This window comes from Xenorhabdus bovienii SS-2004 (assembly GCF_000027225.1).
Lineage (GTDB): Bacteria > Pseudomonadota > Gammaproteobacteria > Enterobacterales > Enterobacteriaceae > Xenorhabdus > Xenorhabdus bovienii_C.
The window spans coordinates 1,198,846-1,224,230 of the sequence record NC_013892.1; the positions used below are offsets into that span (position 1 = coordinate 1,198,846).

Sequence of the window (25,385 nt, forward strand, 5' to 3'; positions counted from 1 at the left end):
ATGCCTGAATCTGTTCCGGTAATGTTAAAGAGCGAATTTCCTTTTAGTTTTGGCTTCCTGCCGTTGATAAATATATATTGAACCAAAAGTACGAAATAGACAAGTACCAAAAGTACAAATTATTTTAAATATATAGTACTTTTGGCATAACTAATTGTTAGATAAGGAAATAAATTTTTGAGATTATTTTAATTTGTGATTGGGGTCACTAATCGACCAAAGGGAGGATATAAACAGGCACAAAAAAGCCCTCGCGGGGAGGGCTGTATATAGATGTTTAAGCTGCCAGTCGTGACACCCACGTCTCTCTTTTAGTAAATGGTAAGATATGACTGGTTTCATTAAACAATAATGATAATTGTTGAATTTGATCACCTATCGAATCGTTATCAACAACAACATATCTATTATTCAAGTCTGAATTGGAGTTTTTAAGATCAATTAGTTTGCCAAGCAAGGAATAGGCACTGTTCCAACTACCGTTTTTTTTCACGCTGGATGTGAAGATATACTTAGGTGTTGGTGTGTTAATCGTCACTGGTATAACTATTTGATGCCCACTCATACCCATAACTGAACCTCGTAAAGAAATAATATCTTTTAGTTCAGTATGATATAAAAAGTTTATAACTTGACCTTCAAATTTTTCTGCTTGCACTGGTTGGTGCCAATCTTGTGATAAAGTGGATGCTATGATTCCAGCTCTAATAACGCCAGAAGTTACGGAGCCAACAGTATCTTCTGTCGCCCAACCAATAATCTCACCTCTTTCATTCAATTCAGAGCCTTGGTTCTTTAGGAAGGCTCTGATTTCTTCGATTCTTTTTTTTGTAAGTGAGATTCCTCTGGCTTCCATGTTCATTAAAGTATCACACCTGTCACTTACTAAATACTTACCATTTATCTCTTTGACAAAGGCACCAACATGCTCGCCATCATCACAATATGTGAAGGGGCTAATTATTCTCAGTAGCTCAGAGCCAATTGGGTGGCATTCGAACCCTAGATTTGATATCACAGTTGAGCACATCATAACGGTAATCCTATTTGTCCAGAATCATTTTCTAAAGGTAATGGCAGTTTTCCTATACAAGTAATATTTAGTTTCTCACAGAAAAAATTCCAATATCCAAGCAAATCATCTGGCTTTATGTTGCTTTTGATTGGAAATCCTACTCCACTATAATGCCCTGCTTCTTCGTAGTAAATATGATAATGAGCGCCTAATACATACTCTTTAAAGTCTGGGTGGTCTATTCTGTAACGATTTGTATGTCCATCAAATGGATATGTATCAACAGCAAAAACTCGTTTTTTATTATAAAAAGCTACGATATTTATCTTTGGATAAACCGGATCTCCTTCCCGTTTGGGTTCATGATCTGGTTTCCACTGGATAAGAACAGATAACCCTTGAATAGGTATACCATCAGAGTCTGTTGGGAGCAGGCTCATTTGTAACCATAAAAAAGGTTTATTTGGGGGTGGTTTCTCCCCCCATCTAACACCAGTAAAATCAACCTGCTTTTTACAGTAAAGCACATTATCAACTTCTGCCTGACTAGGAAGGTAATCTGTAGATTTTGCCACTGTCAATTATCCATTTTATCTATCGCTCTCTAGAATGTGTCATCAGAACACTGAGGCTTAACCATTTTACCCTACACAATCCTGTTAACCTTTTGATCGAAAATTGTCTAATTTGTGACACAAGGTGAAAGCCGCTCCTCGCAGCCTATATTAAAATTTATGACATAGTTAACATTTCAAATAGTGATTGTTTACTATTGATATATGTTTTGTTAACTTGCTTTACTGCCACGTTTTGCCAGCATTTCCGAAAAAATCGCATCAAAATGTGCCGCTTTTGTCTGCATTTCTTTCAAAAAACGCTTAGCTTCTTCTGCCGGCAACCTATCAAATAGTTCTAATAGTTCTTCTTGTTCCTTAGTTAGATTTCTAACTAGTGGTTTAACTTCCCGTGTTTTCTCTGGGCGAGCGTTATCGCTGGTATTATCTATACCATGCTGTAGCCAGACGATATCGACATTAAGGTAATCAGCGAGAGCATTCATCTTTTCCTGTCTAGGTAAAGATTCCGAATTAAACCATTTGCTCACCGCCTTAGATGACACCCCTAAAGCTCTGACTATCGCAGCTCCCCGACCATGTTCATTTAGACCAGCCCGCTCACAGGCTTGCGCCAGCCGCTGGGAAAATTGTTCGCGCGTTTTTTCTGTCTGTACCATAAGTACGATGATAATCCACTTGAAAAAACTTTCAGTTCAATCATAATGTGTACTGAAAGTACGAAAATAAAGGAGTGACTATGCGATCTTTGGAAGAACCAATTAAAAATATTGGCATTACCGAAGTAGCTCATGCATGTGGAGTTAGCGAAAGAGCCGTTTATAAGTGGCTTAAAAACGGATTTCTCCCCAAGACAGAGTTTTTTGGTAAGACCAACTATGCCGAGAAGATCCAACAAATTTCTGATGGCAAATATCAGGCGAACGATTTGTTAGATATCAGCAGGAAAAAACTGCTCTCAGCATAACCAGTACCGCTCTTTAACATTATCGATCCGCTCTAGGCGCTCTTGGAGCAACTCACCATCATCTATCTCAGGATAGACGATATTCCTGTTTATTTAATAAACAAACATTAACTGAATTTAACTATAGGAACTGTAGCAGATGGAAGTCGCAAAAACTCGCAATACTCGCGTTACGTGTAAACCCCAAGAGCTGGAAACATTTTGGTTCAAATCAGCCGCGGAAACTGGAAACAGTCCGTTAGCCAGAGACATGGGAATTCACCCAACGGGATTGAGTCGGGAAAAGAGCCGGATCGTAAAACTGGCTAGCAGGTTGGTTGTGGAATTGGGGTTACCAGAAGGAAGCGTTGCAGCGCCGGGATGTGAGGCGAACATTGTTCTGACAGGCATTGAAGCCAGCCAATTGTTATCAGCATTGGATAACCTCAGATACCCAAAAAGAAAAACCTCGGCTGTTCGAGCAACCGAGGCTTCTGAAATGCAACTTGAGATGTCGATTTAACGACTGAGAGGAAGTATGCAAGTCCCTCTCAACAACACATTTAACAGAGGTAATTATACATGAAACCGAAATTTAATCACAGCGCAGTGCATAAAAATCTCACGCGCGAACGGGAGGCTCGTTTAGTCACCGAACAGGGATGTGAAAAACTGCGTGATGCTCTGGAGGATGCCAAATTGCGGCTGGAGCATCGCGAGGAACTGACCGGAGGGAAACGCCATGAGTAACGTTGCATACGCTGATTTTGGAGCTAAAAACAGGCAAGAGAGGCCGACGGTGACAGTGGCGAATCTTGAAGATGGGTTCACCAGAATAGCAAATGACATTCTTGATGCCGTTTTGTTGTCTGGCTTCAATGCAACGCAGTTGCACATTTTGATTGCTATCTGGAGAAAAACCTACGGGTTTAATAAAAAAATAGACTGGATTGGTAATGATCAGTTCGAACGAATGACCACCAAAGACAGCACTAAATGCTCTACCGCAAAAAATCAGTTAATCAAGATGAAAGTGCTGATACAAAACGGTCGTCAGGTGGGCATGAACAAGAACATTTCGGAGTGGGAGACCAAGTTTAACGGATTCGGTAAAAGTTTTACCAAATCGGTAAAGAAAAGTTTTACCGAATCAGTAAACGACTCTTTACCGAATCAGTCAAACACAAAAGACAATATTACAAAAGACAAGAAAGACAATAATACACCCCTTACCCCTCAAGAGGGGAATGAGGATGAGGTGGCTAAACCTAAAAAGCGAAAATCCACTCCCAGCATCAACTACGACGAATACCTCAGTGCCTACAACGAGGAGGTTGGCGAGAAATTACCACACGCTGTAGAAGCCAATAGCAGACGCCAAAGAGCCTTAAAGAAAATCATTTCAAAGCTAGTCACTCAGAACGTGGATGGCTGGAGAGCTTACGTTAAGGCATTCGTGAAAATGGCTCGTCCGTTTTATTTTGGAGAAAACGACAGGGGCTGGACGGCGGATATTGATTATTTGCTGAGAGAAACAACGCTAACTGGCGTTCGTGAAGGAAAATTTGTAGGGAGAGATCATGAATAATTACGATTTTGAATCCAGTGTGATTGGCGGATTGTTGATTAGTGGACTCACACCTGATGCCAGTGATGTATTGGCAACACTGGAGCCAGAGGCGTTTGCTACCCCGTTCTACCGAGAATTATTCAAAACCATTCGCTCACAGGCCAAAACCAGAGGGTTAATTGATTCTCTGATGGTGGCTGATGCGATGGGTGAAAATCATTTCGCCAATGTCATGATGACTGCCAAGAACTGCCCCAGCGCCGCTAACCTTACTGGCTATGCGAACACAGTTTCAGCCAACTATGAGCGCAGGCTCATGATTGAGTTAATTGATGAGGCTAAGGAACGCATTCTGAGTGGCACGGTTGAGAATGCAGCGGAGTCTATGGACTGGTTTATTTCCCAAGTTGCAGAGGTGCGTAAGCCACGCGATGAGATCCGTCCGCTGCATGTTTCTGAGTTACTGGATGATTACACTGAGGTTTTGGAGAAACGCCTCAAAAATGGCGAGCAATCAGACACGTTGAAGACCGGCATTGAAGAGCTGGACGAGATCACCGGTGGTATAAACCCCGTCGATTTGGTGATTGTTGCTGCTCGCCCCGGCATGGGTAAAACAGAGTTTGCGCTGAAAGTCGCGGAGGGAGTCGCAAACCAGACAATCACAGGAACCAAACAGAAACGCGGTGTACTGATCTTCTCAATGGAAATGGATTCCCAGCAGATTATCGAACGCCAGTTGGCTGGAGCCGCTAACCTGCCAGTATCAGCTTTACGAAATCCTGCCCGACTGGATGATGAGGGCTGGGATTGGGTTACTGTTGGACTGAGGCGATTACAAAATCTGGATGTATGGATCATTGATGCCAGTAAATTGACGGTGGAGCAAATTGCTTCAATTTCACGGCGCCACAAGAAAGCACATCCGGCATTATCTCTCATCATGGTTGATTATCTGGGGCTGATTGATAAACCAAAGGCAGAGCGTAATGATCTGGCCGTGGCGCATATTTCTTCCAGCTTAAAACGACTGGCGAAAGACCTAAAAACGCCTGTTATAGCCCTGAGCCAGCTATCCCGCGATGTTGAAAAGCGCGCAGATAGGCGTCCGGTCAACGCAGACTTACGAGATTCCGGCAGTATTGAGCAAGATGCGGACAGCATCATCATGTTGTATCGCGATGCGGTGTACAATGAGAATTCCCCCGCAGCGCCCTATGCTGAAATTATTGTTACAAAAAACAGGTTCGGGCAGCTTGGAACGGTCTATCAGCGTTTCAAACATGGTCATTTCATGCCGACTGATCAGGACGAGGCCGCGCGGATCTGTCATAGCAACGATAAACCACAAAAGCGCTTCGCGAAAGGCGCTAACGTTTAACCCCACCATAAGGACTTTTGAGATGAGTCTAGATCTACTACATGAACGTGAAAAAGAAAGGGCAGCAGATGCCGTCAAAATCAACAATGGACGTAAGCCGCAGTTTGGTGACCACATGCGCAATCCGTGGGCGGGAGAAATTAACCCGCATCGGGATGGCTATTTTGTCAGAGCGCGACGTGTTACTGGAAAATTTAATCCCGGCTTGTGGTATCAGATGACCGACAAAAAAGGCCAGTTTTGGGAGATTGAAGGTAAGTACGCAATATTCATTGATCATTTGGAGGGGGTGAAATGAAACTAAAAACGAGTGAGCTGACTGGTCGGGCGTTGGATTTTTCCGTAGCTAAAGCGACAGATATGGATATTTATATTTTTGGCCGCCCTAGTGATGCTGAATATGGATGGATTGGTAATAACAACGTCACAATGGAGTCATTTTTAACGTCCATAGTTACTATTGATTTTTGTGGGAAAATGCGTATTGAGTTCAACGGTGAAGCAAAATCTTACTCTCCATCAACTAACTGGTCTCAGTGTGGCGAGTTGATTGAGAAATACCATATTGAATTGTATTTTAATTCAGTAAACGAAGTCTGGTCGGCATACATATTTAATTATGAAAAGTTTGAAAGTGTAATTGAAGATGGCAGCACCCCACAAATCGCCATCTGTCGCGCGGTAGTGGCTGCTAAGTTGGGTGATGAGATAGAGATACCAGATGAGCTGGTGGAGGGGGTATGACACGGCTTGAGTTGTGTCCTGAATGTGACAGCGACGATTTTTTGGCGATAAATGGGATCCGCCCCTGTAATTTTGTAGAGTGTTACAGATGCGGCAATTCAGTTTATGGAACTGACGCACACGCAGCAATTCAGGCATGGAACCAGAGGGCAAATAACGGAGGTTAGGAATGGAGTGTAATTTTCTATTCCATGAATCAACCAAACACACCGCATGGCAACAACTCAAAGAAGTTCTCGCAACAAACCAACCTCACCGCATTATTATCAAACCGTGGAAAAACACCCGCTCATTATCTCAGAACGCGACCGCACATATGTGGTTTGGCGAGATTAGTCGTTTTCTGAAATCTAATGGCGCTAAATTCTCACCGGATGAAGTCAAGGAAATGATGAAACACACATTTTTGGGCTATGAGGCAGTGGAGCGGATTGATGCCAGAACTCAGGAACCAGAGCGTGTCAGGACACTGCGCCAGACCTCCAAATTGGACACAGGCGAGATGTTTCGATTCATGGAGCAGGTTGAACAATGGGCTGCTGGATTAGGTTGTTTTGTGACAATTCCGCATGACAGCGAGTATATGAAACTCAAAGAGGAGCAAGAACGGTGAACGAAATCAGAAATGGAAATTACCTGAAAATCAATGGGGATCGATATCAGAGTATTTTTGTAGTCGGCGACCTCCACGGGTGCTATCAGTTACTGACGGATAAAATGCAACAGATTGATTTTAATTATGAAAATGATTTGTTGATATCAGTGGGCGACCTGATTGACAGGGGGGATCGAAATGTCGAATGCCTCGACCTGATAACTCAACCGTGGTTCAGGGCGGTTCGGGGTAATCATGAGCAAATGGCGATAGATGCGCTATTTCACAATGGCGATAGTGACCTCTGGTTCCAAAATGGCGGTCACTGGTTTCTCTACTTGGATTATGAGCAGGAAATACTGGCAAAAGCGCTCTTAGCGAAAGCTGAACAGCTGCCGTTAATTATCGAGGTCAACGCAGGACACAAGAAAATAGTGATCGCCCATGCCGACTACCCCGATGACGAATATGAGTTCGGCAAAGAGGTTGACTGGTTTGATGTCATCTGGAACCGAGGCCGGATTTACAATGCTGGTGTTGATATCAGTGGAGAAATTACAGGGGCTGACCTGTTTATATTTGGCCACACTCCCGCTGCAATCCCAGCAAAACACTGGAACCAGCTTTATATCGACACAGGCGCGGTATTTGGGCATGGGCTGCATATGGAGCAAATCAAATGAAATACCTAATATTCTTCGGGTTTTGGATAGCAGCCATGCTGATTATGGGGATAGTGTTAGGAGGATAGAGTGAAACAGAAAACCTACCGCAGTAAAAAATGGCTGGCAGCAGTTGGTCAAATTGAATGCTGTGTTAGATGTGGGAGATTCGGCATTCAGGTAGCCCACCGGAACGAAGGAAAGGGAATGGGATTGAAGGTTGATGATAGTCTCACGGCAGCTCTGTGTCCTGAATGCCATCATGCTATCGACAATGGAACCGACATGAGCAGAGACGAGCGTAGACACGAGATGGACAGGTCTATTGTTCTTACCGTCAAGGAACTGACCAGGAGGGGATTAATTGGAGCATTATGAAAACCTACAATCTAAAATTGCCGTGGCCTCCATCGAATAACACCTACTGGCGGCACACAAAGCGGAGTCACTACATATCAGAGAAAGGCATCACCTACCGACAGCAAATCAGTAACATCATTCAGCAGCAAAACCTCAATATCAGTACCCAGTCTCGCATCAAAATCTCAATTACAGCAAATCCCCCGGACAGACGACAGAGAGACCTCGATAACCTGCCTAAAGCGGTTTTCGACTCGTTAACTTATGCCAATTTCTGGGTTGATGACGGCCAAATTGATGATATGCGGATCAGGCGAGGTGAACGAGTTTCTGGAGGCTATTTGGATGTCCAGATATGGGAGCTGGAGACATGACATTCGACAACTTTAACGAGGCAATTTCCTATGCCAGAAGACGGCGACGGGATGAGAGGAAGCATTTTGCGGTTCGGCAACGTAGTAATCATCTCTATGTCACTAGGCTGACAGACTGCAAACGCCCTACATGGTCAACACTGGATGATCTGCGATTTGAGCGTTACGGCGTAAAACCTCACCCACTAGTTAAATTAGAGCTGTCTGATACCCCGCTCATCATCGGCTTACTGGCCTCTGGTCTGTCACAGCGGAGCGTGGCCAATAAATTTGATGTTACGCGTGGGGCGATACGGCGATTAGTCAACAGGGTAAAACAACAACACACAGTATTGCCGGAGGTGAGATGAAAAAGGGAGATTTTACGGATTTGGCCTATTTTCGGTCTGAAAATCAACTCCGTCAGAAATGGTGCAAAGGAGTGGGAAAAATTACGCCATCTGATCGCACATGGGTACGATACATGCTGATGCTATGGGGGGCTGATAATCAGGGGGATGATTTGCCGGATGGTGGGAATATCAATGTCATTGGCCGCCTGATGGTGAGGGATACGTGGGATGATGGAACGACTACCGCAATTAAACTGGTTATGATCAATTATGCGAAGTTAGGCTACACCGGAAAAGAATTACTGGAAAAAGTGAAAGAAGTCATTATGCCTCATCAGTCAACACTCGGTGCACTTCGCCTCGCCAAAGAAAAAGATGACGCCGAGTTTGTTGAGAAATGCATGACCGAAATATTCACTATTGATAATCCAATTCGCGATGTAGTTATTAAACGATACAAGAAGTGCAAAAGCTCGCAAAACATTTTAGAAGCGCTTTCTCATAAGACGGGTATTGATATTGATTCTGCCAAAAGGCGTATCAGGTGGGCTAACAAGGCTGCTGAGGATATGATTTATTCCATTATGTCAGAAAGAAATAGTAATTAATTCTATAAAATAATAAATAAGGAGAAAAATATTTGACAAACGCGCCTAAAAACTATATGTTTTATGTTATGCTCGGGCAGTAAAACCGAAAAGCAGTTAAGCCTCACTAAATCAAGTGGGGCTTTTTCATATCTACTCGTAGTCAATTTTCATTTTTATTCATCAGTAATTTCAGCGCATCGTTGAATGCCTCGCAGTGTTCATCATAGACGCCGCGATATTCGGCGTTAAAAATATCCGACATCGCCTCACCGATAGTCGTTTTATAAATCGGCGTATTGTCATCCAATAACTGACAGATAGCGCGTCCAATCAGGGTGTATGCGTTCGTGTTCATGATAAACCTCAGTGATTAAAAATTAACCTCACTAATTTAATCCTCGATGATTAATTTATCAATACCGGATAATTGATCGGGGTCGGACAACACCTTATATCACTGTTAAATCAATGTGTTAAATGTGATTTCTGGTGACATGAGCAGCACCTTGATCCCCATGGATAACTCAACCTGTCGGTGAGACCGACTAGTTCAAATCCAAGGCTGCACTTCGGTGTGGCCTTTCCTGTATCTGGAACTTTGGCGTAGAGGGTTCGCGCGGATGCCTGAAGAGCATCAGGACTCGGTTCGATTCCGAGAGGTTCCACCAAATTATCGAAGGTCGCTTAGGTGGCCTTTTTTCTTTTAGGCTGCCAACTGCCGTGTAAGTGTTGGGTGGGTTGCTGGGTTACCTATTCCAGCCGACAGCAAACTCTCATAAATTGGCAGGATCACAATTTAACTCAAAAAAACCATGCAGGGTAATACCTGCTAAATGTTACGCATTGCGTATCTGCCGTCGCCAGTTCGGGGCGGCATCTCCTATTAACTCAACTCACAGGGGCGACCATAGCTCACCCCACGGACGCCCATTGTTCAAATGGGGTGGAATATGAAGATGAAAGAGAATCCTGATGTATGGGTACACCTCGGAGAGTGGCTCATATCGGTAAGAGAGCAAGGCATTTGGGCAACTCTTGCCGGAACGATGGCATTTTTTCGCGGTCGCTATAACGGTGGCGGCTGGGTAAAGGTTTCAATCGACGCTTTTATGTGTGCCATGTTCGCCTGGTTCATTCGTGACGTATTAAATTTCATGGGTCTGAATCCTGACCTGGCCTACATCGGCAGTGTGGTGATTGGCTATCTCGGTACAGACTTCATCGGTCAATTGCTGCGTAAGGCGGCAGAGAAAAGAGCGGGGGTATCCTCTGATGAAAATCAGCAATAAAGGACTGGAATTCATTCAGCAATGGGAAGGCCTGAAACTGAAAGCCTACCCTGACCCGGCAACAGGTGGCATCCCGTGGACGATTGGTTATGGCCATACGAAAGATGTGAAGCCCGGTCAAGTAATCACAGAGCAGCAGGCCGAAGCTTTCTTGCATGATGACCTCATACCCGCTTACGCCACACTGGAGCGATTGGTTAAGGTGCCACTGACTCAAGGTCAGTTTGATGCCTTGTGCTCCTTTATCTTCAATTGTGGTACCGGCAATTTCTCCGGTTCTACTTTGCTAAAGAAAATCAATGCCGGTGATTATGCAGGCGCAGCGGCAGAATTTCCCCGATGGAATAAGGCGGCTGGTAAGGTGATGAACGGCCTGACTCGGCGTAGGGCATCTGAACAACAGATGTTTTTGTCATGAAACTCACACTGACCCACTACACGATCATTGTTCTGTTTGTTACTACAGGCATAACCTCATTCGGAAGCTACCATTACAGTACTGAGTATGAGAAACAGAAAGAGGCTAATGGGCGTCAGGCAACTGAAATCCAGCAACTGACCGACACCCTAAACTACCAGAACACGCACATTGATATGCTGCATGAGATGGACACCAAGCACACTCAGGAACTCGACAATGCCAAATCTGAAATTGATACTCTTAGGGCTGATGTTGCCGCTGGCCGTCGCAAGTTGCGCATCAAAGCCATCTGTCCCGTGCCTGAAACCACTTCCTCCCGCAGCATGGTCGATGCAACCACCGTCGAACTCTCTGGAGAAACTGGATCAACTGTTCTCGATATCCGAGAAGACATCATCAACGACCTCGCAAAATTAAGATATTTGCAGGATTACGTTAATACTGAATGTTATGAGGTGAAGAAATGAGAACAGAAGTTGATCTGGTCTACTTTGAGAAAGACAGAACCGAGCGAACGCAGCTCAGTAAATACTATGTATTGCATGACAATTTAGAAACAATTCTTGACCAAACACTCCTCATTAACAAAGACCAATTCGGTGAATACACTGCAAAAATGGAATTTGAAAACTTTCCGAGACTGGAGTCAGAGAAAGAAGCGGCGTTAAGACTCGCGGACTGGATGCGACGCATGAGTGAAGCGATAGAAGATCACTGGCAGGACAAGAAACAGTCTCCAGAGGCCGTTCAGTTTATTGGAGAACCTCAGAGTAAGTGATACTGGGGTTGCAGGAGCCATCCTGTCTCCTGCTTGATTGTTATTATAAACAGTATTGAGTCGTGTTATCCGAATTTAACAAAAGACAGGCAGCTGTACACTCTGCATATAATATGGGTGATAGAGCAAGAGGTAAGCAGAAATTAGCATAAGTCTGCATTGAAGCTAAAAGAGTCGTGCCTGCTACTAGGCAAAGAAGAAGATATTTTTTCATAATCATTCTCCACATCTTTTACAACGTTATTATCACAAAGACGAGTAAACCTAATAAACCCATCTCCACCCAACAACAAGCGAATAATACTGAACAATTAGTTACTCTCTGAAACTAAAGCCAATATTTCTTTACCCATTCCCTTGAGTGGTTAAAGGAATCCCCCATGCCATCAGTTAACACGGGTGGCATTTTTGTATCTGCATTTCACCGCGTCCCGCTCGACGCATAAATACCAAAGAACCTTTCAGGATAAGCCTTGAGGAATACCGGCAGTGGTCTGGTTAACCCTCTTTGGGCTGGTTATTCCTGAGCGCAAGGTTTATCTCTAAAAGGAACTAACCCATGAAAGAAGTAACCGTTATCCCTCCATTCGATTTTCAAGAGATGGTAACAGCCGTACAAGATAAGGTAGTGACAACCAGTCTCAAAATAGCCTCATATTTTGGCAAGCGTCATGACAACGTTTTAAGAAAGATTCGCCAAGTTAGAGATGAGTGTCCTGATAATTTTGCCGCCCTCAATTTTGAGGAGGCTGATTTCATTGATAAAAATGGCGATGTACAACCGATGTTCAATCTAACAAAAGATGGTTACATATTGGTTGTAATGGGCTTTACTGGTAAAGCAGCGATGCTAATCAAGGTTAACTACATTCAGGCCTTCAATTGGATGGCGGAGCAAATTGACAGATGGAAAGACCTAGGCGAAGAGGCGCAACATCGTCATGCTCTGAAAGTTGCGAAATCCGAAATCAAAGCTCGAATGGGTAGCCGATTGATGAACGATAGAAAGAAAGAGAAAAAGTTGCTGGAATTGGAATATGAACAAATTTTATCTTTGACGCAGCCAAAATTACTTTTCGATGAGGATTAATAGCTCAGCTACCCTCTGACACGATAAGCGATTGATATTATCGAGGCCCTCAGTTTGGTGGCCTCGGTTAATTCAGCTAACTATCTGAAATTAGCGAGGCCGTCACTTTGGTTCAGCTCCAATCGGCCAAAAAATTGTCTGATTACACTAACTCACTGATATTTGCATTGGTCACTGGATCAATGACCATTTCACAAAATTCTGCAAAGCATCCGAAAAGGGGTGCTTGATAAATTCTTATTTAAAAATGTTCGTAAAATATGCAGCATTTAGTACGTAAAAATACGTTTAATCATGCCTTTCACATTTCCATAGAATATACTGGAATAGTTAATATATTTTGAGGTAATGAAATGAAAGAGATTATTGCTGCGATAATTTTCTTTGGGGTAATTTTTGGAAACGCTAATGCGGCCGAATTTACTTGTCAGTTAGAAAACAATAAATATGTAAATGTATCAGTGGAGCAAGGAAAGACGCCTGTTTATAGATATACCCGTCGTCATTGAAGATGCTTGATTTTTCATTTGTATCAGATCATGATTGCGCCCATGAAAATTAATCTAACAGATGCCCAAAAAGACGCCCTCGAATTGATGCATGATACGACTCGCGATGGACGAGTACGTGACCGCATCAAGGCCGTGCTTTTGGCCTCAGAAGGCTGGACTGCCCAGATGATTGCTCAGGCTTTGCGGATCCATGAAAGTACGGTGAGCCGCCATCTGAAAGATTACTTCTCTGAGGAAAAACTCGCCCCTGAAAATGGGGGCTCTGAAAGCCGTTTGTCTGCCGAACAAACAACAGAATTAGTTGAGTATCTGATGGCAAATTTGATGCACACTACCGCACAAATTGTGGCCTATGTTCGGGCACGATGGCAGGTGACTTTCACTGTCGCAGGAATGACGAAATGGCTTCACCGTCAAGGTTTCAGCTACAAGAAGCCAATGGGTGCTCCGCATAAATTTGATGCGGATAAACAGCAACAGTTTATTGAAACCTACAACGCGCTGAAAGAAGAATGTGGCCAGAATGCGCCTATTTTATTTATTGATGCGGTTCACCCGACCCTGTCCACAAAATTAAGTTATGGCTGGATGAAGAGCGGGCGGAAGCACGTCAAAGTGGTTGAAACCACAGGCAGTCGTACTCGACTCAACATCATGGGTGCCCTTAATTTACAACGGATTGAAGAGACTATTGTTCGTGAATATCCGACGATTAACGCGAAAAATGTCGTCCTTTTTTTCGGCTCAATCCGGGAAACCTATCCACTTTCGCAAAAAATCCACATTATTCTGGATGGTGCGGGTTATCACCGTTCCGGAGTCGTCCAATTTTTTGCCGAGGTTTTGAATATTGAGTTGCACTACCTGCCGCCTTACAGCCCTAATCTCAACCCGATTGAGCGATTATGGAAGTATGTGAATGAGCAGGTACGAAACAATGTCTATTTTCCGGATACCAAAACATTCCGTGAAACGCTGCGCCACTTTTTTCATGTCACATTGCCAGAAAAAGCGAAAGAACTCACCACTCGGTTGACTGATAACTTCCAGATTTTAAAACCCGCATCTTCAAGTTAATTGCGTATATGGAACATTATCTAAAACTGAAATTACTTTACCGGTAAAATTGAATGATAGTAAAAATGTATTTTACGGTTATCAGCTGCTTATGGGTGGGTCATCAACTTATGTCAGATTTAAAAATGGTGATTACAGCTATGTCGTCTATGCAGGGGGAAGTAAATATTGGGATTTTTCAGGGCTTGTTGTTTATAAAGGCGATAAAATTATCAATAAAAAGTCCTGCAAAGATTCCGAATCGTTAGGCCTTATAGATATAGGTGAATATCATATTCAAGAAGACCCAATGATTGAAAAGTATAGTTCAGCTCCAAATTGATATTTAATGCACGATAATTCAGCCCTCTTCGGAGGGTTTTTTGCTTTATAGAGGAAAAAGAAATGGCACTCACCGACAAACAAGAAATGTTTTGTCGCGAGTACCTCGTTGATTTGAACGCCACACAAGCGGCCATTCGTGCGGGGTACAGCGAAAGGACTGCTAACCGCACTGCGTCTGAAAACCTGTCAAAACCTGATATTCAGTCGCGAATTGCAGAACTGAAAGCCGGTCGCAATGAAGAGGTCGGGGTTAATGCCACCTACGTATTAAAGCGGTTGGTCGAAATTGACCAGATGGACGTACTCGACATTCTTACTGATGGCGGTGAACTGAAACCGGTAAAAGACTGGCCTAAAGTCTGGCGTACCACTCTATCCGGTATGGAAGTGGTTGAGATGGGTTCACAAGATACCACAGCGTTACTCAAGAAAATCAAGTGGCCGGATAAAGTGAAGAACCTAGAGCTGTTAGGCAAGCACATCAGCGTTCAGGCATTCCGTGATCAGGTCAAGAATGAACATGATGTTGTCGGTAAGCTATCCGATATGATGGACGAACTCTCTAAGGGGTAATCATGAAGCCAGAACATTTAGCGTTACTGCGCGATAAACTCTGGCGGCTGAATCATCTCTACTGGATTACGGACAAAGAAGGTCGCCCCGTCAGATTTAAGATGACACCAGAGCAGCTGGAGTATTTCGAGGGCATCCATACCCGTAATATTATCCTGAAAGCCCGTCAGCTCGGTTTCACAACTGAGGTATGCATTATCCAGCTTGACGCTGCCCTATTCGAATCTGCCAAATGCGCCCTGATTGCCCACACCCTGAATGACGCAAAGCGACTATTCCGTGAGAAGGTTAAGTACGCCTATGACCAATTGCCGGATGAGATTAAAGCCGCCAATCCTGCCAGTAATGACGCAGCGGGTGAATTAGTCTTTCGCAAGGGCGGCTCGCTGTACGTATCAACCTCTTTCCGTGGTGGCACATTGCGTTATCTGCATGTCTCTGAATTCGGGAAGATATGCGCCAAGTTCCCCCACAAAGCCAGAGAAATTGTCACCGGTGCTTTTGAAGCGGTATCGACAGATTGTTTCACGACGATTGAGAGTACGGCGGAAGGGAGAGCGGGATACTTCTTTGACTACTGCCAGACGGCAGAGAAAGCACAACTACAGGGTAAGCAGCTATCTAACCTCGATTGGAAGTTTTTCTTTTTCTCGTGGTGGAAGAATCCGCAATACGCAATAGACCCAGTAGAGGCATGGCCTCAGCGCCTGGTTGACTACTTCGCTGAATTATCAGGCAAACACGGCATTCAGTTAAATGAACGTCAAAAGGCATGGTATCTCGCCAAAGAGAAGACACTCGGCGATGACATGAAGCGGGAATATCCATCCATCCCGTCCGAGGCATTCCAGCAATCAGTAGAAGGTGCGTACTACGCCAAGCAGTTCCGCTGGCTATATGAGAACAAACGCATCGGAAAATTACCGGATAATTCACACCTACCAGTACATACCTTCTGGGATATCGGGGTGGGTGATTCGACGGCGATCTGGTTCGTACGTGAAGTGGGGGAAGAGTTCCACGTCATCGACTATTACGAAAACTCCGGTGAGGGTTTACGGCATTACATGAAGGTATTGAAGGATAAAGGCTATATCTATGGTGATCATTGGGGGCCACATGATATCGATAACCGTGAGTTTGGCGCTGATGCCAAGTCTCGACGAGAACTGGCGCGCGAAGGGTACGAAATCGACGGTCAGAAATACTCAATGATCTTCAAGGTTGTGCCAAAGGTTGGCGTGGATACTGGCATAGAATCGGTGCGTGAAATCCTGTCCAGTTGTGTATTTGATGAAGAGTGTAGTGAGGGGATATCTCATCTGGAAAGCTACCGCAAGGAATGGGATGACAAGCGCGGTTGCTGGAAAGATAAGCCACTTCATGACTTCACATCACATGGTGCGGACGGGTTCAGGTATTTTGCTGTTGCCAAGAACAACCGTAAGGCTGTGGGCGCATTTTTCTTTTAAGGAGAGGCTGTGAGTGAAAAACAAGAATTGCTCGTTAATAGTCTGGTTGACACGATCGCCAAGCGGATGCTCTATGCGTCGGGTGGGATTAGCGGCAATACAAAACGAACCAATATTTATTCTGAGTTCGGTTATCCCGAGCAGCTCAGATTCAAAGAGTACTATAACGTCTATGAGCGTAATGCTGTAGCTCATGCCGCCGTGCATCGTTTGCTGGACGGGTGTTGGCAGGACAATCCGACCATTATTGATGGCGAGGAAAAGAAAGAGTCAGACGTAACCAGCGCATGGGAAACGAAAGTTACAAAGCTGCTAAAGCCGTTCTGGGCGAAAATCAAAGATGCTGATCGCCGCAATATGATTGGTAACTACTCAGCGCTGCTTATTCAGGTTAGGGATAGCAAAAACTGGAGTGAGCCTGTTGATGTTACTGTGGTATCACGACTAAAAGTTGATGCAGTAGTTAACCTAATCCCCGTCTGGGAGCCTCAATTGACTGTTGCCGAGTGGGATCAGGATATTCATTCAGATACCTATGGGCAGCCAAAGATGTTCAATTTTGATGAACGTCCCGTGGGTCAGGTTGAGATGCAAGGCCCAGCGAAACAACTTCTCATTCATCCATCACGGGTGATTACTTTGTGCGAAGGTGCCGAAAGTGGGGATATTTTCTCCGGCACGCCGTTGCTCAGGGCGGGGTATAACAAATTGCTGGATATCGAAAAGGTATCTGGTGGTAGTTCCGAGGGTTTTTTGAAAAACGCTTCTCGTCAGATCGGGGTGGAGTTTGAAAAAGAAACTGATATGAATAGTATCACCACGGCGGCAATTCAAGCTGGCTACAAAGACCTCGGCGCGGCACTGGAAGATAAAATCAGCAAGCTCAACAGAGGGACTGACTCAGCGGCAGTGATGCAAGCGGGGCGGTTGAATGTCCTGTCTGTTGCTCCGGGAGACCCAACACCCACATGGGAAGTGACAGCCCGTGAGTTTTGCGCCTCCGTGCAAGTGCCGTTTACTGTGCTGTTCGGCACTCAGACCGGAAAGTTAGCCGGTGATAAAGATGATGCCACTTGGAAGGTTCGGTTGAATGGTCGCCGATGGGGTTTTCTAACCCAATATGTGACGCAATTGATAACGCGGTTGTGGGAAATCGGCATTATCGAACCACCTTCTTCCGGTGAGGTCACTATTGCATGGTCTGACATGCTCGCCGCCAGTGAGCAGGAGAAGATCGACAATATGATTAAGATGGCTGAGGCTGCACTTAAGACACAACAGGCTTTTGGGACACCCGCGTTTACTCCTAATGAAGTCCGTACTGTAGGCGAGATGGAGCCGTTGGAAGAAGAGCCAGAGCCACAGGGCGCAACCGGAGATCCGTTAACTGATGACCCAGACCAAAATTGGAACCCCGATAATACCAAGGAATAAGCGTGACCCCACGCAATCATACCGCCCCGTTAACAAGATGTTTCGTGATATCGAACAGCGGTATTACGGCATCAAGGTGGCGCTGAAACAACTATTTAATGAAAGATTGGTTGGCCGAGAGCGTAGTGTTAATTCACTCTATGGATACATACTCACCCAAAATGCGGTAAAGCCTGACACGCTTTACCGAGTCAATGCCGGAACGTATATCTATGACATGACAGCCCAGCAACTGGCTGATCTGCTGGAGATAGTGCAAATAATTCTGGATGATTTTTTGCTTGCTGGTGGGAAAGATCAGCTATGGGCTTTTAGTTATGTAGCGGATGAGTATCAGCGAGGAACATTAAACGCCTATACCAATCTATCCGCACAGTCAGAAATCTACGCACAGAAAACCACACTCTCAGCCTTGTTATCAACGCCAGCCTATCAAAATCAGGTGGCGGCAGCTTTTATATCAACCTACAGCGATTGGAAGGGCGTTTCTGATGCGGCACGGGCTGATCTTTCTCATGTGATAGCTGAGGCTATTGCTCGCGGCGTCAATCCGAGAGAGATTGCCGCTATCATCAGTAAACGCTTGAATGTGTCAATAGGAACCGCCAAGAACATCGCCCAGACTGAGCAAGTAGGTGCATTGCGAGAGGCTAATTGGAATGAATCTGAATGGGCTAAAGAACGGCTGGGATTAAATACCAAATTGCTTTGGTTATCCGCTCTGAAACCTACAACACGGCAATGGCATGCAGTCAGGCATGGGAAACTCTACACAAAACAGGAAGCTGAGGAATTCTATTCCAAGAACGGTAATCGCTATCGCTGCTACTGCGCACAACAGCCTGTTGTTCTGGACGATAGCGGAAAACTGTATAACACCGGGCTGACTAAACGTCTGACAGAAGAACGTCAGGCGTGGCAAAAACCAGAACCGGAACAAATCGAGTAACACTTCAAAGAGGTCACGACATGAAGCTATCCAGCGTTCATGTTAAATCCCTAGCCCTAAACTCCTCCAATATCTCAACTGAAACTATCGATGGTGATGCACATATTGTCATTCGTGGCGTTGTACCCGTTGTTGATGATGTTGTGATGAACGGCGGTCTTTATCCGGCTGGTGAGATTAACAAGAGCTACAAATCAATAGAAGGCAAGCAGATGCCTTTGGGACATCCCAGCATTGACGGCCAGTATGTCTCTGCGGATGTTCCCCGTGCGGTCAATCAGTTTCATGTTGGTGCATGGGCTGAGAATGTACGAAAAGACGGTGATCGGGTTGTCATGGACATGAAGATTAACCGTCGGTATGCGGAGTCTACGGAAAAGGGGCAGGTTTTACTACAGCGTCTGGATGACATGATCGCTAACAAAGGCGCTGAGCCTATACACATTTCCACTGGGCTATTGCTACAGCGTGAGCAGAACGGCGGGAAGTCACGAGGGAAAAAGTACACATGGATTGCACGAAATATGCAGTTCGACCATGTGGCCATTCTCCCACCCGAAGAACCGGGAGCCGCAACACCAAAAGAGGGGGTGGGGATTTTTGTCAACTCTGATGGTGAAAAGCTGAATGTCGAGCAGGTTAATCTGTCTGATGCATCAAATTGCACAAAAGAGGGAGTGGTTGATAAAACGAAATTCTTTTTCACCAATGCCTCTAACTTCTCATTCGATGACATTTACTCAGCGCTCAGAGCAAAGTTAAAAGTTGCATACCCAAATGATGACTGGCCTTACCCTGAAACCGTCTGGCCTGACAAATTTATCTACTACCGATCCGGTAAAACCTATCAGCAAAAATATCTCATGAACGATGACGGTACAGCCGAACTCGTCGGAGAGTCTGTCGAAGTTGTGCGTAAGCCAACTGAATACGAAATTAAAACCAACGGAGCTAATAACCCGATGAAAGACATGATTGTTAACGCCCTGAAAGCGAAAGGTAAGTCGACTGACGGCAAGACCGAAGCTGAATTGCTTGATGCATACAACCAGATGAATGCTGACGAAGCAAAAGACAAAGAAACGCTGGAAGAAAAAGCCGCGCGCGCGAAAAAAGAGAAAGAGGCCGTAACAAATACTGATGCGATTACCGCAGCAATAAATGCAGCCATGAAACCAGTGACTGACAAAATCACCACGCTGGAATCTCAGTTGACCGCGAACGCAGACAAGGAGAAATCCGACAAACGTGCTGCGGTAAAAGCGAAGTTTGGTCTGGACGATATCGCGGTTAATGCGCTGGATGGTGCAGCACTGGATGGCTTTTATGCCCAGTGCCAGACATCAGCAGGGCTGAATTCATCATTCACAAACAACAATTCTGAATCATTCACATCTATGCCGGAGTAATGGAAATGGCTAAAGACGGAAAACATGTAATTCATGCGGGTGGTGTATTTACCAATCCGATGCTGAATCGCGAAGGTGCGGCGGCGGTAGATACGAAGCCCGGCACCATTGGGTATTTTGAGGCAGGCAAATTCAAAGCCTCCGTGGACGGCAAAGAATCAGCCATTTTGTATGTTGCCAATATCGACTATCTCCGCTGCCAGACAGTGGATGACGCTATCACGGCGGGTTCAGTGGTCATCTGTATTCACCCTATGGCGGGGGTATTCCTAAACGTTCGTGCAACTGAGGGAACGTATAAAAAGGGTCAGCCTGTGACGGCTGCTAACGGTCAGATTGCGGCGGCTGGTGATGGTGTTGCTGCATTTGCCTATGTCGAAGAAGACAGTATCACAGCAAAAGCGGGTGATCTGGTTCGCGTGGTGTTTAAGTAAGGAGAACTGAATGTTTTATTTTTCAACTAAACGGGCAACCGAAACCGGCAACCTTGAGGCTAATCAAGCTCAGTTTGGCGAGCTGACGTTAGCCCGTAATTCATCTGCTCAGGCGGTAGCGGCTTTTATTTCTCGCGCTCGCTTCCGTGGTGAGGATGCTCCGCGCCTTGATGCGGTTAATGCTATCGATGATATCAAGCGCCTGTATCGTGCGTATGACCAGACTGTGCTGGCAGAGTTTGAGCCTAACACTGAATTCACTCTGTTAAATGATCTGGTGGGATTATCTCGCTCAGTGCGTTTAGAAGAATCAGTGTATGAATATGCTCGTACTGGCGGCACTGGTTGGGCACATACGTCAATGTCTGGTCAGATTGGTGCAGCTCTGGATGCACGTTCTTACAGCTTTGACGGTACGATGGTGCCAATTCACGATACGGGCTTTAAGTTCAATTGGCGCGATCCGGTATTTAACAAAGGCTCTGCGCTGGCTTCATTGTCTGATGCACAGGCCGACTCTGTAAAAGTTGTTCGTCGTAAGTATCTCGACTTTATCTGGAATGGTTTCCGCGACAGTGAAGGTAATTTCATTAAGTTTGATGATAAAACGTGGAAAGGCTTACGCGCTGATGAGCGTATCGCACAAGTCACGCTAAACGTCGATCACACCACGAGCACAGATGGTCAAGCAATGCGTAGTGAAGTTATGAAAGTGCGTGACGTGCTGAAATTACAAAACTACCAGTACGGGGCACAGACTTGGTATGTATCAGGTGACGTCCTGTCTAACTGGGAAAAACTGTACTACGACGTTAACCAGACCCGCACTGTTCTTGAGGAAATTAAGAAAATCACGGGCATTGCTGGCATCAAAGAAGACTTTGAGCTGAAAGGCAATGAAATGATGATCATTCCACTGGGCGCAGGTGTTATCGCACCGATTGTTGGACAGGCTTTCGGCACGGTTGCGGATCCACGCCAGTTCTATAACTCCGACTATGTATGGCGCACATGGGGGGCTGCTGGTCTGATGGTTAAGCAGGATATTAACGGACACTTCTCAGTCATCCACGCCAAAGGCAAGTAAGGGGGATATATGGCACTCGTAAAAATTTTGGTAACAAATCTTTTTGCCGGTGCCAACCTTCAGAAGTTGGAGGTTGGCCACACCTATGAGATTAATGACAGTATTGCTGTTAAGTGGATTGACGCTGGCAAAGCAGAAGCTTCTAAAGATAAAAAGGGGGAGAAATTAGTATTTGAAGTAGCGACACCTGCAACCATGAATTTTTCTGAAGATTCAGAACTACAAGCTGAACTGGATGACGCTAACGCTAAGATGCTAGCCATGATTGAGGCCGCTAAGGCAAAAGAAACGGAACTCACAGAAGTATTGGCGGCTGAAAAAAAACGAGCTGATGATGCAGAGAAAGCTCTTGCGGAAGCGGCCAGAAAGGCGAAAAAAGATGGTGATAACACTGAGTGACATTAAGCCGATGATCGCCGAGTTGGGTTTCACATTGCCTGATTCTGTACTGGAATTGCTCTTGGAGCAGGTGAATGTAACCTCGGAGTGTATGACGGCTCAGGGTTATGAGGACAACCTGCAAAAACTCCTGCTTATCTATGCCGCTGTCCGTCTGGCTTCCCTGTCCGGTGCGAGAAAAATTGCCTCACAGGGTTCGCCCTCCGGTGGTTCGCGTTCATTCAATTACGATTCAGCCGGCACGGATTATTTGCTGAAACAAATCAGGATCTGGGATAAACAAGGCTGCCTGTCCGGTTTGCCGCTGGAAAGTAAATCAGTCGGCTTCTTTGATGTAGTGGGGTGAACATGAGCAGTGTTGCTAACTGGGCTTATACCGCCCCTTGTACCTTCTGGAAGCGGCTAGAAAATGATGAGTATGGTAAACCTCTTGGTTATGCTGAGCCACAAATCATCTTGTGTGATTATCAAGGTGGATTGTCCAGCAAAATATCTGGGGTTGGTGCTGAACTTGTTGCCAAAAACACATTCTGGACTGAGTTTGCTGATGCCTCTATAGGGGATTATATCCTGATTGGCGAGTCATCTAATCTGAATCCTATCGCGGCAGGGGCTGACGAACTCAAGCACATCGTGCGCTATGCCGACACATTTGAACGCATGGCGGATGATTACGCATTAGTGACGGGGGTGTGATATGGGCGTGAAAGTCACCGGCATTCGTGAGGCGCAAACCAGACTTAATGCACTCATCGGCGATATTAGAGGGCGTAAGGTGGTTCGTGCCATGCATAAGGCGCTGTATATCGGGAGCGCTCAGGCTGCTCTTTATACGCCGATTGATACTGCCACCCTCATTAACTCTCAGTTCCGTGATGTTCGCTTTCAGGGAACACGGTTAACGGGGCGGGTGGGATATTCTGCAAACTACGCCGTTTATGTTCATGACCCCAAGGTTAAGCAAAACTTCCGCAGGGCAACCGCGAAAAAAGAGTTCTTGAAGCGCGGATTTAATGAAGTGCGGGCGCAGATCGATAAGGCTGTCATGGAGGAATTGAAATCGCTATGAGTATATTTGAACAATTCCGGCATTATCTGGCAACGGCAAGGCTGATTGATGGTTTCACGGTACAGATGGTCACTTGGATTGAACAGAAAGGCGATGGCGGGAAAGCGCAGTACATGGTCTTTCAGCCATCGGGTGGAACAGGACGACTGGATGATCTCAGTGCGGATGACAATGTGCAGGTGATACTGGTCAGTGGACAGAACGACCCACAGCCCGTTATCCAGCGAGCGCAGGAAATACTCGACTATGTGGCTGCTCATCCCGATGATGATTGCCTGAATGCTGTTTTCAATCTGGGCGGTATGCCAACCCCCATCCCGACACAAGAGAACCGATACATCATCCGGTTACTATTCCGTTGTACATCATAATCAGGTCGCGTAACGCGGCCTTTTTTATTTCTATTAATAGAGGTTATTCACATGGCAAATTGCCCGGTAGAAACCAATAAACTTATTGGCCGTAATGCCATTATCCGTATTGCACATGGTTGTCCTGATGCAGTACCCGATCAATCAGCGTTTTTTCGGATTGGTGCATTGACCACCAAATCATTTGATCTGTCACCTAACACACTGACCTCAGAGGCGGATGATTCAAAGGGGCTGGTGGAAAGTGTCGTCACCAGCATGAACTTAACCATCTCATTTGATGGTGAGTATCGTAAGCGGGACAAGAAAGATGATTTCGGTCCATTGCGATTGTTGCAGGAAATACCGAGAGAGGTTCAGGCTGGCCGTCAGCCCTCGTATTGGGTACAGATGGATTTTACAGGCGAGAATGCCTTCGTTCTGCAAGGCTACATGGTCTTCACGTCGTGGTCATCTAAGTTCGGTGCTAACGAAGTGGCTACGTATTCCGGTGAGTTAAAAATATCCGATGCCGATACGGTTGAATGGTTGATCGAAGAAGTCGCGGTACAGTCAATCACCGCTAATCCTTCGTCATTGACTGTAGCCGTAGGAAAAACCGGTTCTTTTGTGGTTAATTTCAATCCTGCTGATGCGACCAATAAAAACTATACCGTGACATCTGATAAAACCAGCGTTGCTACAGTGAGCAAGATAGGTAGCGTGGTGACAGTGAAAGGGGTTGCAGAAGGCTCGGCAAATGTCACCGTCACTTCCGAGGATGGCAGTAAAGCCGCCAAATGTGCGGTAACGGTAACTGCTTAACATTACAAAGGGTGCTTGCGAGCGCCCTTGATAATGTTCAGGAGGAATTATGACACCTATTTTTGAAATCGGCGAGATAGTTATCTCCACTGATAAACGCGATTTTTTACTTTACCCCTCATTCTCTTCAATGACGAGAATTGGAACGCCTCAACAAATTGTGGGGGCGTACACGTTGCTCAATGGCGCGGAGACGCAGGAACTCATTAACCGAGCAGTGATAGCCTATGGCACTCTTCCAGACTGGCTGATTAAGCTGATGCGTAAGCCCATTGGACGGAAGATTTTATCTACTGCCATAATGGTTATACAGGCTTGTTGTGATGAAGATGCAGACGAGCTCATCGGGGAGTGGCGACCGGGGCGAAGGGGTCTGGTATATCGACCGGGACGAATGCCCGTGAATGACATCATTGTGGTTGCTACTGAACTGATAACACATGGAGTTATTGGTAAGGTTGAAATCAGGAGGCTCCAACGACATGAAGGTACGGAAGCGTATTCCGACCAGTTTAAAGCTATCGAGTATATCAGTGCTGCCCGCACGCACTTCAATATGACACGAGAGGAAGCTGAACGGTTAACCATGACCGAGTTTCAGATGATGCTGAAAGCCAAGTTCCCTGATGAGAAAGGCTTTACGCGTGAAGAGTATGACGCTGTTATCGATGCTGATGATAAGCGCACCAATGAGCTGATGAGCGGCAAACGCAGACTGGTGAGTATGCAGCGATGAAATGGCATGGATT

General features: G+C 45.4%; 39 protein-coding genes, 1 tRNA gene and 1 pseudogene. 37 read left to right on the forward strand and 4 right to left on the reverse strand.

The features are described 5' to 3' along the window. Window positions 1–277 precede the first annotated feature (277 nt). The 3 genes and pseudogenes from XBJ1_RS05110 to XBJ1_RS22335 all read right to left on the reverse strand — a co-directional run. Complete coding sequence (locus XBJ1_RS05110; RefSeq protein WP_038198438.1) at window positions 278–1,033, reverse strand: DUF1828 domain-containing protein; 756 nt, start codon at window positions 1,031–1,033, stop codon at window positions 278–280. Then, window positions 1,030–1,590 carry a hypothetical protein gene (locus XBJ1_RS05115; RefSeq protein ID WP_012987728.1) on the reverse strand — a complete coding sequence of 187 codons (561 nt, stop codon included), beginning with the start codon at window positions 1,588–1,590 and terminating at the stop codon, window positions 1,030–1,032. Before XBJ1_RS05115 ends, XBJ1_RS05110 begins: the two co-directional genes overlap by 4 nt. Before the next feature lie 431 nt (window positions 1,591–2,021). After that, a pseudogene (locus XBJ1_RS22335) lies at window positions 2,022–2,249 on the reverse strand (helix-turn-helix domain-containing protein); the annotation flags it as partial. 80 nt (window positions 2,250–2,329) lie between these two features. Between XBJ1_RS22335 and XBJ1_RS05125 the strand changes: the two are divergent. The 14 genes from XBJ1_RS05125 (at window position 2,330) to XBJ1_RS05180 (ending at window position 9,162) form a co-directional block, all read left to right on the forward strand. Beyond that, window positions 2,330–2,557 (forward strand): helix-turn-helix transcriptional regulator, encoded by a 228-nt coding sequence (locus XBJ1_RS05125; RefSeq protein WP_012987730.1) that lies wholly within the window; start codon window positions 2,330–2,332, stop codon window positions 2,555–2,557. A 139-nt stretch (window positions 2,558–2,696) separates the two neighbouring features. Further along, window positions 2,697–3,059: a hypothetical protein gene (locus XBJ1_RS05130; protein ID WP_012987731.1), complete on the forward strand. Its 363-nt coding sequence runs from the start codon at window positions 2,697–2,699 to the stop codon at window positions 3,057–3,059. A gap of 59 nt (window positions 3,060–3,118) precedes the next feature. After that, window positions 3,119–3,286 (forward strand): hypothetical protein, encoded by a 168-nt coding sequence (locus XBJ1_RS21965; RefSeq protein ID WP_012987732.1) that lies wholly within the window; start codon window positions 3,119–3,121, stop codon window positions 3,284–3,286. Beyond that, window positions 3,279–4,124 (forward strand): replication protein, encoded by an 846-nt coding sequence (locus XBJ1_RS05135; RefSeq protein ID WP_012987733.1) that lies wholly within the window; start codon window positions 3,279–3,281, stop codon window positions 4,122–4,124. Before XBJ1_RS21965 ends, XBJ1_RS05135 begins: the two co-directional genes overlap by 8 nt. Further along, window positions 4,117–5,487, forward strand: a complete 1,371-nt coding sequence (locus XBJ1_RS05140; protein ID WP_012987734.1) for a replicative DNA helicase — start codon at window positions 4,117–4,119, stop codon at window positions 5,485–5,487. The genes XBJ1_RS05135 and XBJ1_RS05140 overlap by 8 nt, the downstream gene beginning before the upstream one ends. Window positions 5,488–5,509: 22 nt before the next feature. Next, entirely contained in the window at window positions 5,510–5,785 is a 276-nt protein-coding gene (locus XBJ1_RS05145) for a hypothetical protein (RefSeq protein ID WP_012987735.1), read from the forward strand. Then, complete coding sequence (locus XBJ1_RS05150; RefSeq protein ID WP_012987736.1) at window positions 5,782–6,231, forward strand: phage protein NinX family protein; 450 nt, start codon at window positions 5,782–5,784, stop codon at window positions 6,229–6,231. The genes XBJ1_RS05145 and XBJ1_RS05150 overlap by 4 nt, the downstream gene beginning before the upstream one ends. Continuing rightward, the gene (locus XBJ1_RS22925; protein WP_419184845.1) at window positions 6,228–6,398 is read left to right on the forward strand and encodes a Lar family restriction alleviation protein; all 171 of its coding nucleotides are present in this window, start codon (window positions 6,228–6,230) and stop codon (window positions 6,396–6,398) included. Before XBJ1_RS05150 ends, XBJ1_RS22925 begins: the two co-directional genes overlap by 4 nt. A gap of 2 nt (window positions 6,399–6,400) precedes the next feature. Continuing rightward, entirely contained in the window at window positions 6,401–6,844 is a 444-nt protein-coding gene (locus XBJ1_RS05155; RefSeq protein WP_012987737.1) for a YbcN family protein, read from the forward strand. Continuing rightward, entirely contained in the window at window positions 6,841–7,509 is a 669-nt protein-coding gene (locus XBJ1_RS05160; RefSeq protein ID WP_012987738.1) for a metallophosphoesterase, read from the forward strand. Before XBJ1_RS05155 ends, XBJ1_RS05160 begins: the two co-directional genes overlap by 4 nt. A gap of 69 nt (window positions 7,510–7,578) precedes the next feature. Continuing rightward, window positions 7,579–7,866: a hypothetical protein gene (locus XBJ1_RS22340; protein WP_012987739.1), complete on the forward strand. Its 288-nt coding sequence runs from the start codon at window positions 7,579–7,581 to the stop codon at window positions 7,864–7,866. Further along, window positions 7,863–8,222 (forward strand): RusA family crossover junction endodeoxyribonuclease, encoded by a 360-nt coding sequence (locus XBJ1_RS05170; protein ID WP_012987740.1) that lies wholly within the window; start codon window positions 7,863–7,865, stop codon window positions 8,220–8,222. The genes XBJ1_RS22340 and XBJ1_RS05170 overlap by 4 nt, the downstream gene beginning before the upstream one ends. Continuing rightward, window positions 8,219–8,572: a hypothetical protein gene (locus tag XBJ1_RS05175; RefSeq protein ID WP_038198441.1), complete on the forward strand. Its 354-nt coding sequence runs from the start codon at window positions 8,219–8,221 to the stop codon at window positions 8,570–8,572. Before XBJ1_RS05170 ends, XBJ1_RS05175 begins: the two co-directional genes overlap by 4 nt. After that, entirely contained in the window at window positions 8,569–9,162 is a 594-nt protein-coding gene (locus tag XBJ1_RS05180) for a hypothetical protein (RefSeq protein ID WP_012987742.1), read from the forward strand. Before XBJ1_RS05175 ends, XBJ1_RS05180 begins: the two co-directional genes overlap by 4 nt. A 142-nt stretch (window positions 9,163–9,304) precedes the next feature. On the opposite strand, the gene XBJ1_RS05185 is transcribed toward XBJ1_RS05180, so the two are convergent. Then, complete coding sequence (locus XBJ1_RS05185) at window positions 9,305–9,499, reverse strand: hypothetical protein (protein ID WP_012987743.1); 195 nt, start codon at window positions 9,497–9,499, stop codon at window positions 9,305–9,307. Between the two features lie 237 nt (window positions 9,500–9,736). On the opposite strand from XBJ1_RS05185, the gene XBJ1_RS05190 reads away from it, so the two are divergent. The 23 genes from XBJ1_RS05190 to XBJ1_RS05295 all read left to right on the forward strand — a co-directional run bounded on the left by XBJ1_RS05190 (window position 9,737) and on the right by XBJ1_RS05295 (window position 25,372). Further along, a tRNA-Phe gene (locus XBJ1_RS05190) sits at window positions 9,737–9,812 on the forward strand. 288 nt (window positions 9,813–10,100) lie between these two features. Further along, window positions 10,101–10,433, forward strand: a complete 333-nt coding sequence (locus XBJ1_RS05195; protein ID WP_012987744.1) for a phage holin, lambda family — start codon at window positions 10,101–10,103, stop codon at window positions 10,431–10,433. After that, window positions 10,417–10,851: a lysozyme gene (locus XBJ1_RS05200; protein ID WP_012987745.1), complete on the forward strand. Its 435-nt coding sequence runs from the start codon at window positions 10,417–10,419 to the stop codon at window positions 10,849–10,851. The genes XBJ1_RS05195 and XBJ1_RS05200 overlap by 17 nt, the downstream gene beginning before the upstream one ends. Further along, window positions 10,848–11,321, forward strand: coding sequence for a lysis protein (locus tag XBJ1_RS20600; protein WP_012987746.1), 474 nt, complete (start codon window positions 10,848–10,850; stop codon window positions 11,319–11,321). The genes XBJ1_RS05200 and XBJ1_RS20600 overlap by 4 nt, the downstream gene beginning before the upstream one ends. Then, window positions 11,318–11,632: a hypothetical protein gene (locus tag XBJ1_RS05210; protein ID WP_012987747.1), complete on the forward strand. Its 315-nt coding sequence runs from the start codon at window positions 11,318–11,320 to the stop codon at window positions 11,630–11,632. Before XBJ1_RS20600 ends, XBJ1_RS05210 begins: the two co-directional genes overlap by 4 nt. A 559-nt stretch (window positions 11,633–12,191) precedes the next feature. Then, window positions 12,192–12,722: a Rha family transcriptional regulator gene (locus tag XBJ1_RS05215; protein WP_012987748.1), complete on the forward strand. Its 531-nt coding sequence runs from the start codon at window positions 12,192–12,194 to the stop codon at window positions 12,720–12,722. 353 nt (window positions 12,723–13,075) lie between these two features. Next, window positions 13,076–13,231 carry a hypothetical protein gene (locus XBJ1_RS21745; protein ID WP_012987750.1) on the forward strand — a complete coding sequence of 52 codons (156 nt, stop codon included), beginning with the start codon at window positions 13,076–13,078 and terminating at the stop codon, window positions 13,229–13,231. Between the two features lie 42 nt (window positions 13,232–13,273). After that, entirely contained in the window at window positions 13,274–14,311 is a 1,038-nt protein-coding gene (locus tag XBJ1_RS05220; RefSeq protein WP_041573280.1) for an IS630 family transposase, read from the forward strand. 49 nt (window positions 14,312–14,360) lie between these two features. Then, window positions 14,361–14,633 (forward strand): hypothetical protein, encoded by a 273-nt coding sequence (locus tag XBJ1_RS05225; RefSeq protein WP_049778802.1) that lies wholly within the window; start codon window positions 14,361–14,363, stop codon window positions 14,631–14,633. Window positions 14,634–14,695: 62 nt separating this feature from the next. Next, entirely contained in the window at window positions 14,696–15,208 is a 513-nt protein-coding gene (locus tag XBJ1_RS05230; RefSeq protein WP_012987752.1) for a terminase small subunit, read from the forward strand. A 2-nt stretch (window positions 15,209–15,210) separates the two neighbouring features. Next, the gene (locus XBJ1_RS05235; RefSeq protein WP_012987753.1) at window positions 15,211–16,680 is read left to right on the forward strand and encodes a terminase; all 1,470 of its coding nucleotides are present in this window, start codon (window positions 15,211–15,213) and stop codon (window positions 16,678–16,680) included. 9 nt (window positions 16,681–16,689) lie between these two features. Then, on the forward strand, window positions 16,690–18,114 hold the full coding sequence (locus XBJ1_RS05240) for an anti-CBASS protein Acb1 family protein (protein ID WP_012987754.1): 1,425 nt from the start codon (window positions 16,690–16,692) through the stop codon (window positions 18,112–18,114). Beyond that, window positions 18,071–19,063, forward strand: coding sequence for a phage minor head protein (locus tag XBJ1_RS05245; protein WP_038199742.1), 993 nt, complete (start codon window positions 18,071–18,073; stop codon window positions 19,061–19,063). Before XBJ1_RS05240 ends, XBJ1_RS05245 begins: the two co-directional genes overlap by 44 nt. Window positions 19,064–19,083: 20 nt before the next feature. Beyond that, the gene (locus XBJ1_RS05250; RefSeq protein ID WP_012987756.1) at window positions 19,084–20,472 is read left to right on the forward strand and encodes a DUF2213 domain-containing protein; all 1,389 of its coding nucleotides are present in this window, start codon (window positions 19,084–19,086) and stop codon (window positions 20,470–20,472) included. A 5-nt stretch (window positions 20,473–20,477) separates the two neighbouring features. Then, window positions 20,478–20,906 (forward strand): hypothetical protein, encoded by a 429-nt coding sequence (locus tag XBJ1_RS05255; protein WP_012987758.1) that lies wholly within the window; start codon window positions 20,478–20,480, stop codon window positions 20,904–20,906. 10 nt (window positions 20,907–20,916) lie between these two features. Beyond that, the gene (locus XBJ1_RS05260; RefSeq protein WP_012987759.1) at window positions 20,917–21,993 is read left to right on the forward strand and encodes a major capsid protein; all 1,077 of its coding nucleotides are present in this window, start codon (window positions 20,917–20,919) and stop codon (window positions 21,991–21,993) included. Window positions 21,994–22,002: 9 nt separating this feature from the next. After that, window positions 22,003–22,392, forward strand: coding sequence for a hypothetical protein (locus XBJ1_RS05265; RefSeq protein ID WP_012987760.1), 390 nt, complete (start codon window positions 22,003–22,005; stop codon window positions 22,390–22,392). Further along, entirely contained in the window at window positions 22,373–22,738 is a 366-nt protein-coding gene (locus XBJ1_RS05270) for a DUF7370 family protein (RefSeq protein ID WP_038199740.1), read from the forward strand. Before XBJ1_RS05265 ends, XBJ1_RS05270 begins: the two co-directional genes overlap by 20 nt. Before the next feature lie 2 nt (window positions 22,739–22,740). Continuing rightward, complete coding sequence (locus XBJ1_RS05275) at window positions 22,741–23,088, forward strand: hypothetical protein (protein WP_012987762.1); 348 nt, start codon at window positions 22,741–22,743, stop codon at window positions 23,086–23,088. Between the two features lies 1 nt (window position 23,089). Beyond that, window positions 23,090–23,461: a hypothetical protein gene (locus XBJ1_RS05280; protein ID WP_012987763.1), complete on the forward strand. Its 372-nt coding sequence runs from the start codon at window positions 23,090–23,092 to the stop codon at window positions 23,459–23,461. Beyond that, window positions 23,458–23,832: a phage tail termination protein gene (locus tag XBJ1_RS05285; RefSeq protein WP_012987764.1), complete on the forward strand. Its 375-nt coding sequence runs from the start codon at window positions 23,458–23,460 to the stop codon at window positions 23,830–23,832. The genes XBJ1_RS05280 and XBJ1_RS05285 overlap by 4 nt, the downstream gene beginning before the upstream one ends. 51 nt (window positions 23,833–23,883) lie before the next feature. Beyond that, entirely contained in the window at window positions 23,884–24,636 is a 753-nt protein-coding gene (locus XBJ1_RS05290; protein ID WP_012987765.1) for an Ig-like domain-containing protein, read from the forward strand. A gap of 49 nt (window positions 24,637–24,685) precedes the next feature. Further along, a complete protein-coding gene (locus tag XBJ1_RS05295; RefSeq protein WP_012987766.1) occupies window positions 24,686–25,372 on the forward strand; it encodes a DUF6246 family protein in 687 nt (228 codons plus the stop codon). The last annotated feature ends 13 nt before the right edge of the window (window positions 25,373–25,385 follow it).

Bases quoted from the DNA above. Each gene is read 5' to 3' on its own strand.
- XBJ1_RS05110 (WP_038198438.1), bottom strand. From the start codon at position 1,033: ATGATGTGCTCAACTGTGATATCAAATCTAGGGTTCGAATGCCACCCA.
- XBJ1_RS05125 (WP_012987730.1), top strand. From the start codon at position 2,330: ATGCGATCTTTGGAAGAACCAATTAAAAATATTGGCATTACCGAAGTA.
- XBJ1_RS05130 (WP_012987731.1), top strand. From the start codon at position 2,697: ATGGAAGTCGCAAAAACTCGCAATACTCGCGTTACGTGTAAACCCCAA.
- XBJ1_RS21965 (WP_012987732.1), top strand. From the start codon at position 3,119: ATGAAACCGAAATTTAATCACAGCGCAGTGCATAAAAATCTCACGCGC.
- XBJ1_RS05135 (WP_012987733.1), top strand. From the start codon at position 3,279: ATGAGTAACGTTGCATACGCTGATTTTGGAGCTAAAAACAGGCAAGAG.
- XBJ1_RS05140 (WP_012987734.1), top strand. From the start codon at position 4,117: ATGAATAATTACGATTTTGAATCCAGTGTGATTGGCGGATTGTTGATT.
- XBJ1_RS05145 (WP_012987735.1), top strand. From the start codon at position 5,510: ATGAGTCTAGATCTACTACATGAACGTGAAAAAGAAAGGGCAGCAGAT.
- XBJ1_RS05150 (WP_012987736.1), top strand. From the start codon at position 5,782: ATGAAACTAAAAACGAGTGAGCTGACTGGTCGGGCGTTGGATTTTTCC.
- XBJ1_RS22925 (WP_419184845.1), top strand. From the start codon at position 6,228: ATGACACGGCTTGAGTTGTGTCCTGAATGTGACAGCGACGATTTTTTG.
- XBJ1_RS05155 (WP_012987737.1), top strand. From the start codon at position 6,401: ATGGAGTGTAATTTTCTATTCCATGAATCAACCAAACACACCGCATGG.
- XBJ1_RS05170 (WP_012987740.1), top strand. From the start codon at position 7,863: ATGAAAACCTACAATCTAAAATTGCCGTGGCCTCCATCGAATAACACC.
- XBJ1_RS05175 (WP_038198441.1), top strand. From the start codon at position 8,219: ATGACATTCGACAACTTTAACGAGGCAATTTCCTATGCCAGAAGACGG.
- XBJ1_RS05180 (WP_012987742.1), top strand. From the start codon at position 8,569: ATGAAAAAGGGAGATTTTACGGATTTGGCCTATTTTCGGTCTGAAAAT.
- XBJ1_RS05185 (WP_012987743.1), bottom strand. From the start codon at position 9,499: ATGAACACGAACGCATACACCCTGATTGGACGCGCTATCTGTCAGTTA.
- XBJ1_RS05195 (WP_012987744.1), top strand. From the start codon at position 10,101: ATGAAAGAGAATCCTGATGTATGGGTACACCTCGGAGAGTGGCTCATA.
- XBJ1_RS05200 (WP_012987745.1), top strand. From the start codon at position 10,417: ATGAAAATCAGCAATAAAGGACTGGAATTCATTCAGCAATGGGAAGGC.
- XBJ1_RS20600 (WP_012987746.1), top strand. From the start codon at position 10,848: ATGAAACTCACACTGACCCACTACACGATCATTGTTCTGTTTGTTACT.
- XBJ1_RS05210 (WP_012987747.1), top strand. From the start codon at position 11,318: ATGAGAACAGAAGTTGATCTGGTCTACTTTGAGAAAGACAGAACCGAG.
- XBJ1_RS05215 (WP_012987748.1), top strand. From the start codon at position 12,192: ATGAAAGAAGTAACCGTTATCCCTCCATTCGATTTTCAAGAGATGGTA.
- XBJ1_RS21745 (WP_012987750.1), top strand. From the start codon at position 13,076: ATGAAAGAGATTATTGCTGCGATAATTTTCTTTGGGGTAATTTTTGGA.
- XBJ1_RS05220 (WP_041573280.1), top strand. From the start codon at position 13,274: ATGAAAATTAATCTAACAGATGCCCAAAAAGACGCCCTCGAATTGATG.
- XBJ1_RS05230 (WP_012987752.1), top strand. From the start codon at position 14,696: ATGGCACTCACCGACAAACAAGAAATGTTTTGTCGCGAGTACCTCGTT.
- XBJ1_RS05235 (WP_012987753.1), top strand. From the start codon at position 15,211: ATGAAGCCAGAACATTTAGCGTTACTGCGCGATAAACTCTGGCGGCTG.
- XBJ1_RS05245 (WP_038199742.1), top strand. From the start codon at position 18,071: ATGACCCAGACCAAAATTGGAACCCCGATAATACCAAGGAATAAGCGT.
- XBJ1_RS05250 (WP_012987756.1), top strand. From the start codon at position 19,084: ATGAAGCTATCCAGCGTTCATGTTAAATCCCTAGCCCTAAACTCCTCC.
- XBJ1_RS05255 (WP_012987758.1), top strand. From the start codon at position 20,478: ATGGCTAAAGACGGAAAACATGTAATTCATGCGGGTGGTGTATTTACC.
- XBJ1_RS05260 (WP_012987759.1), top strand. From the start codon at position 20,917: ATGTTTTATTTTTCAACTAAACGGGCAACCGAAACCGGCAACCTTGAG.
- XBJ1_RS05265 (WP_012987760.1), top strand. From the start codon at position 22,003: ATGGCACTCGTAAAAATTTTGGTAACAAATCTTTTTGCCGGTGCCAAC.
- XBJ1_RS05270 (WP_038199740.1), top strand. From the start codon at position 22,373: ATGGTGATAACACTGAGTGACATTAAGCCGATGATCGCCGAGTTGGGT.
- XBJ1_RS05275 (WP_012987762.1), top strand. From the start codon at position 22,741: ATGAGCAGTGTTGCTAACTGGGCTTATACCGCCCCTTGTACCTTCTGG.
- XBJ1_RS05280 (WP_012987763.1), top strand. From the start codon at position 23,090: ATGGGCGTGAAAGTCACCGGCATTCGTGAGGCGCAAACCAGACTTAAT.
- XBJ1_RS05285 (WP_012987764.1), top strand. From the start codon at position 23,458: ATGAGTATATTTGAACAATTCCGGCATTATCTGGCAACGGCAAGGCTG.
- XBJ1_RS05290 (WP_012987765.1), top strand. From the start codon at position 23,884: ATGGCAAATTGCCCGGTAGAAACCAATAAACTTATTGGCCGTAATGCC.
- XBJ1_RS05295 (WP_012987766.1), top strand. From the start codon at position 24,686: ATGACACCTATTTTTGAAATCGGCGAGATAGTTATCTCCACTGATAAA.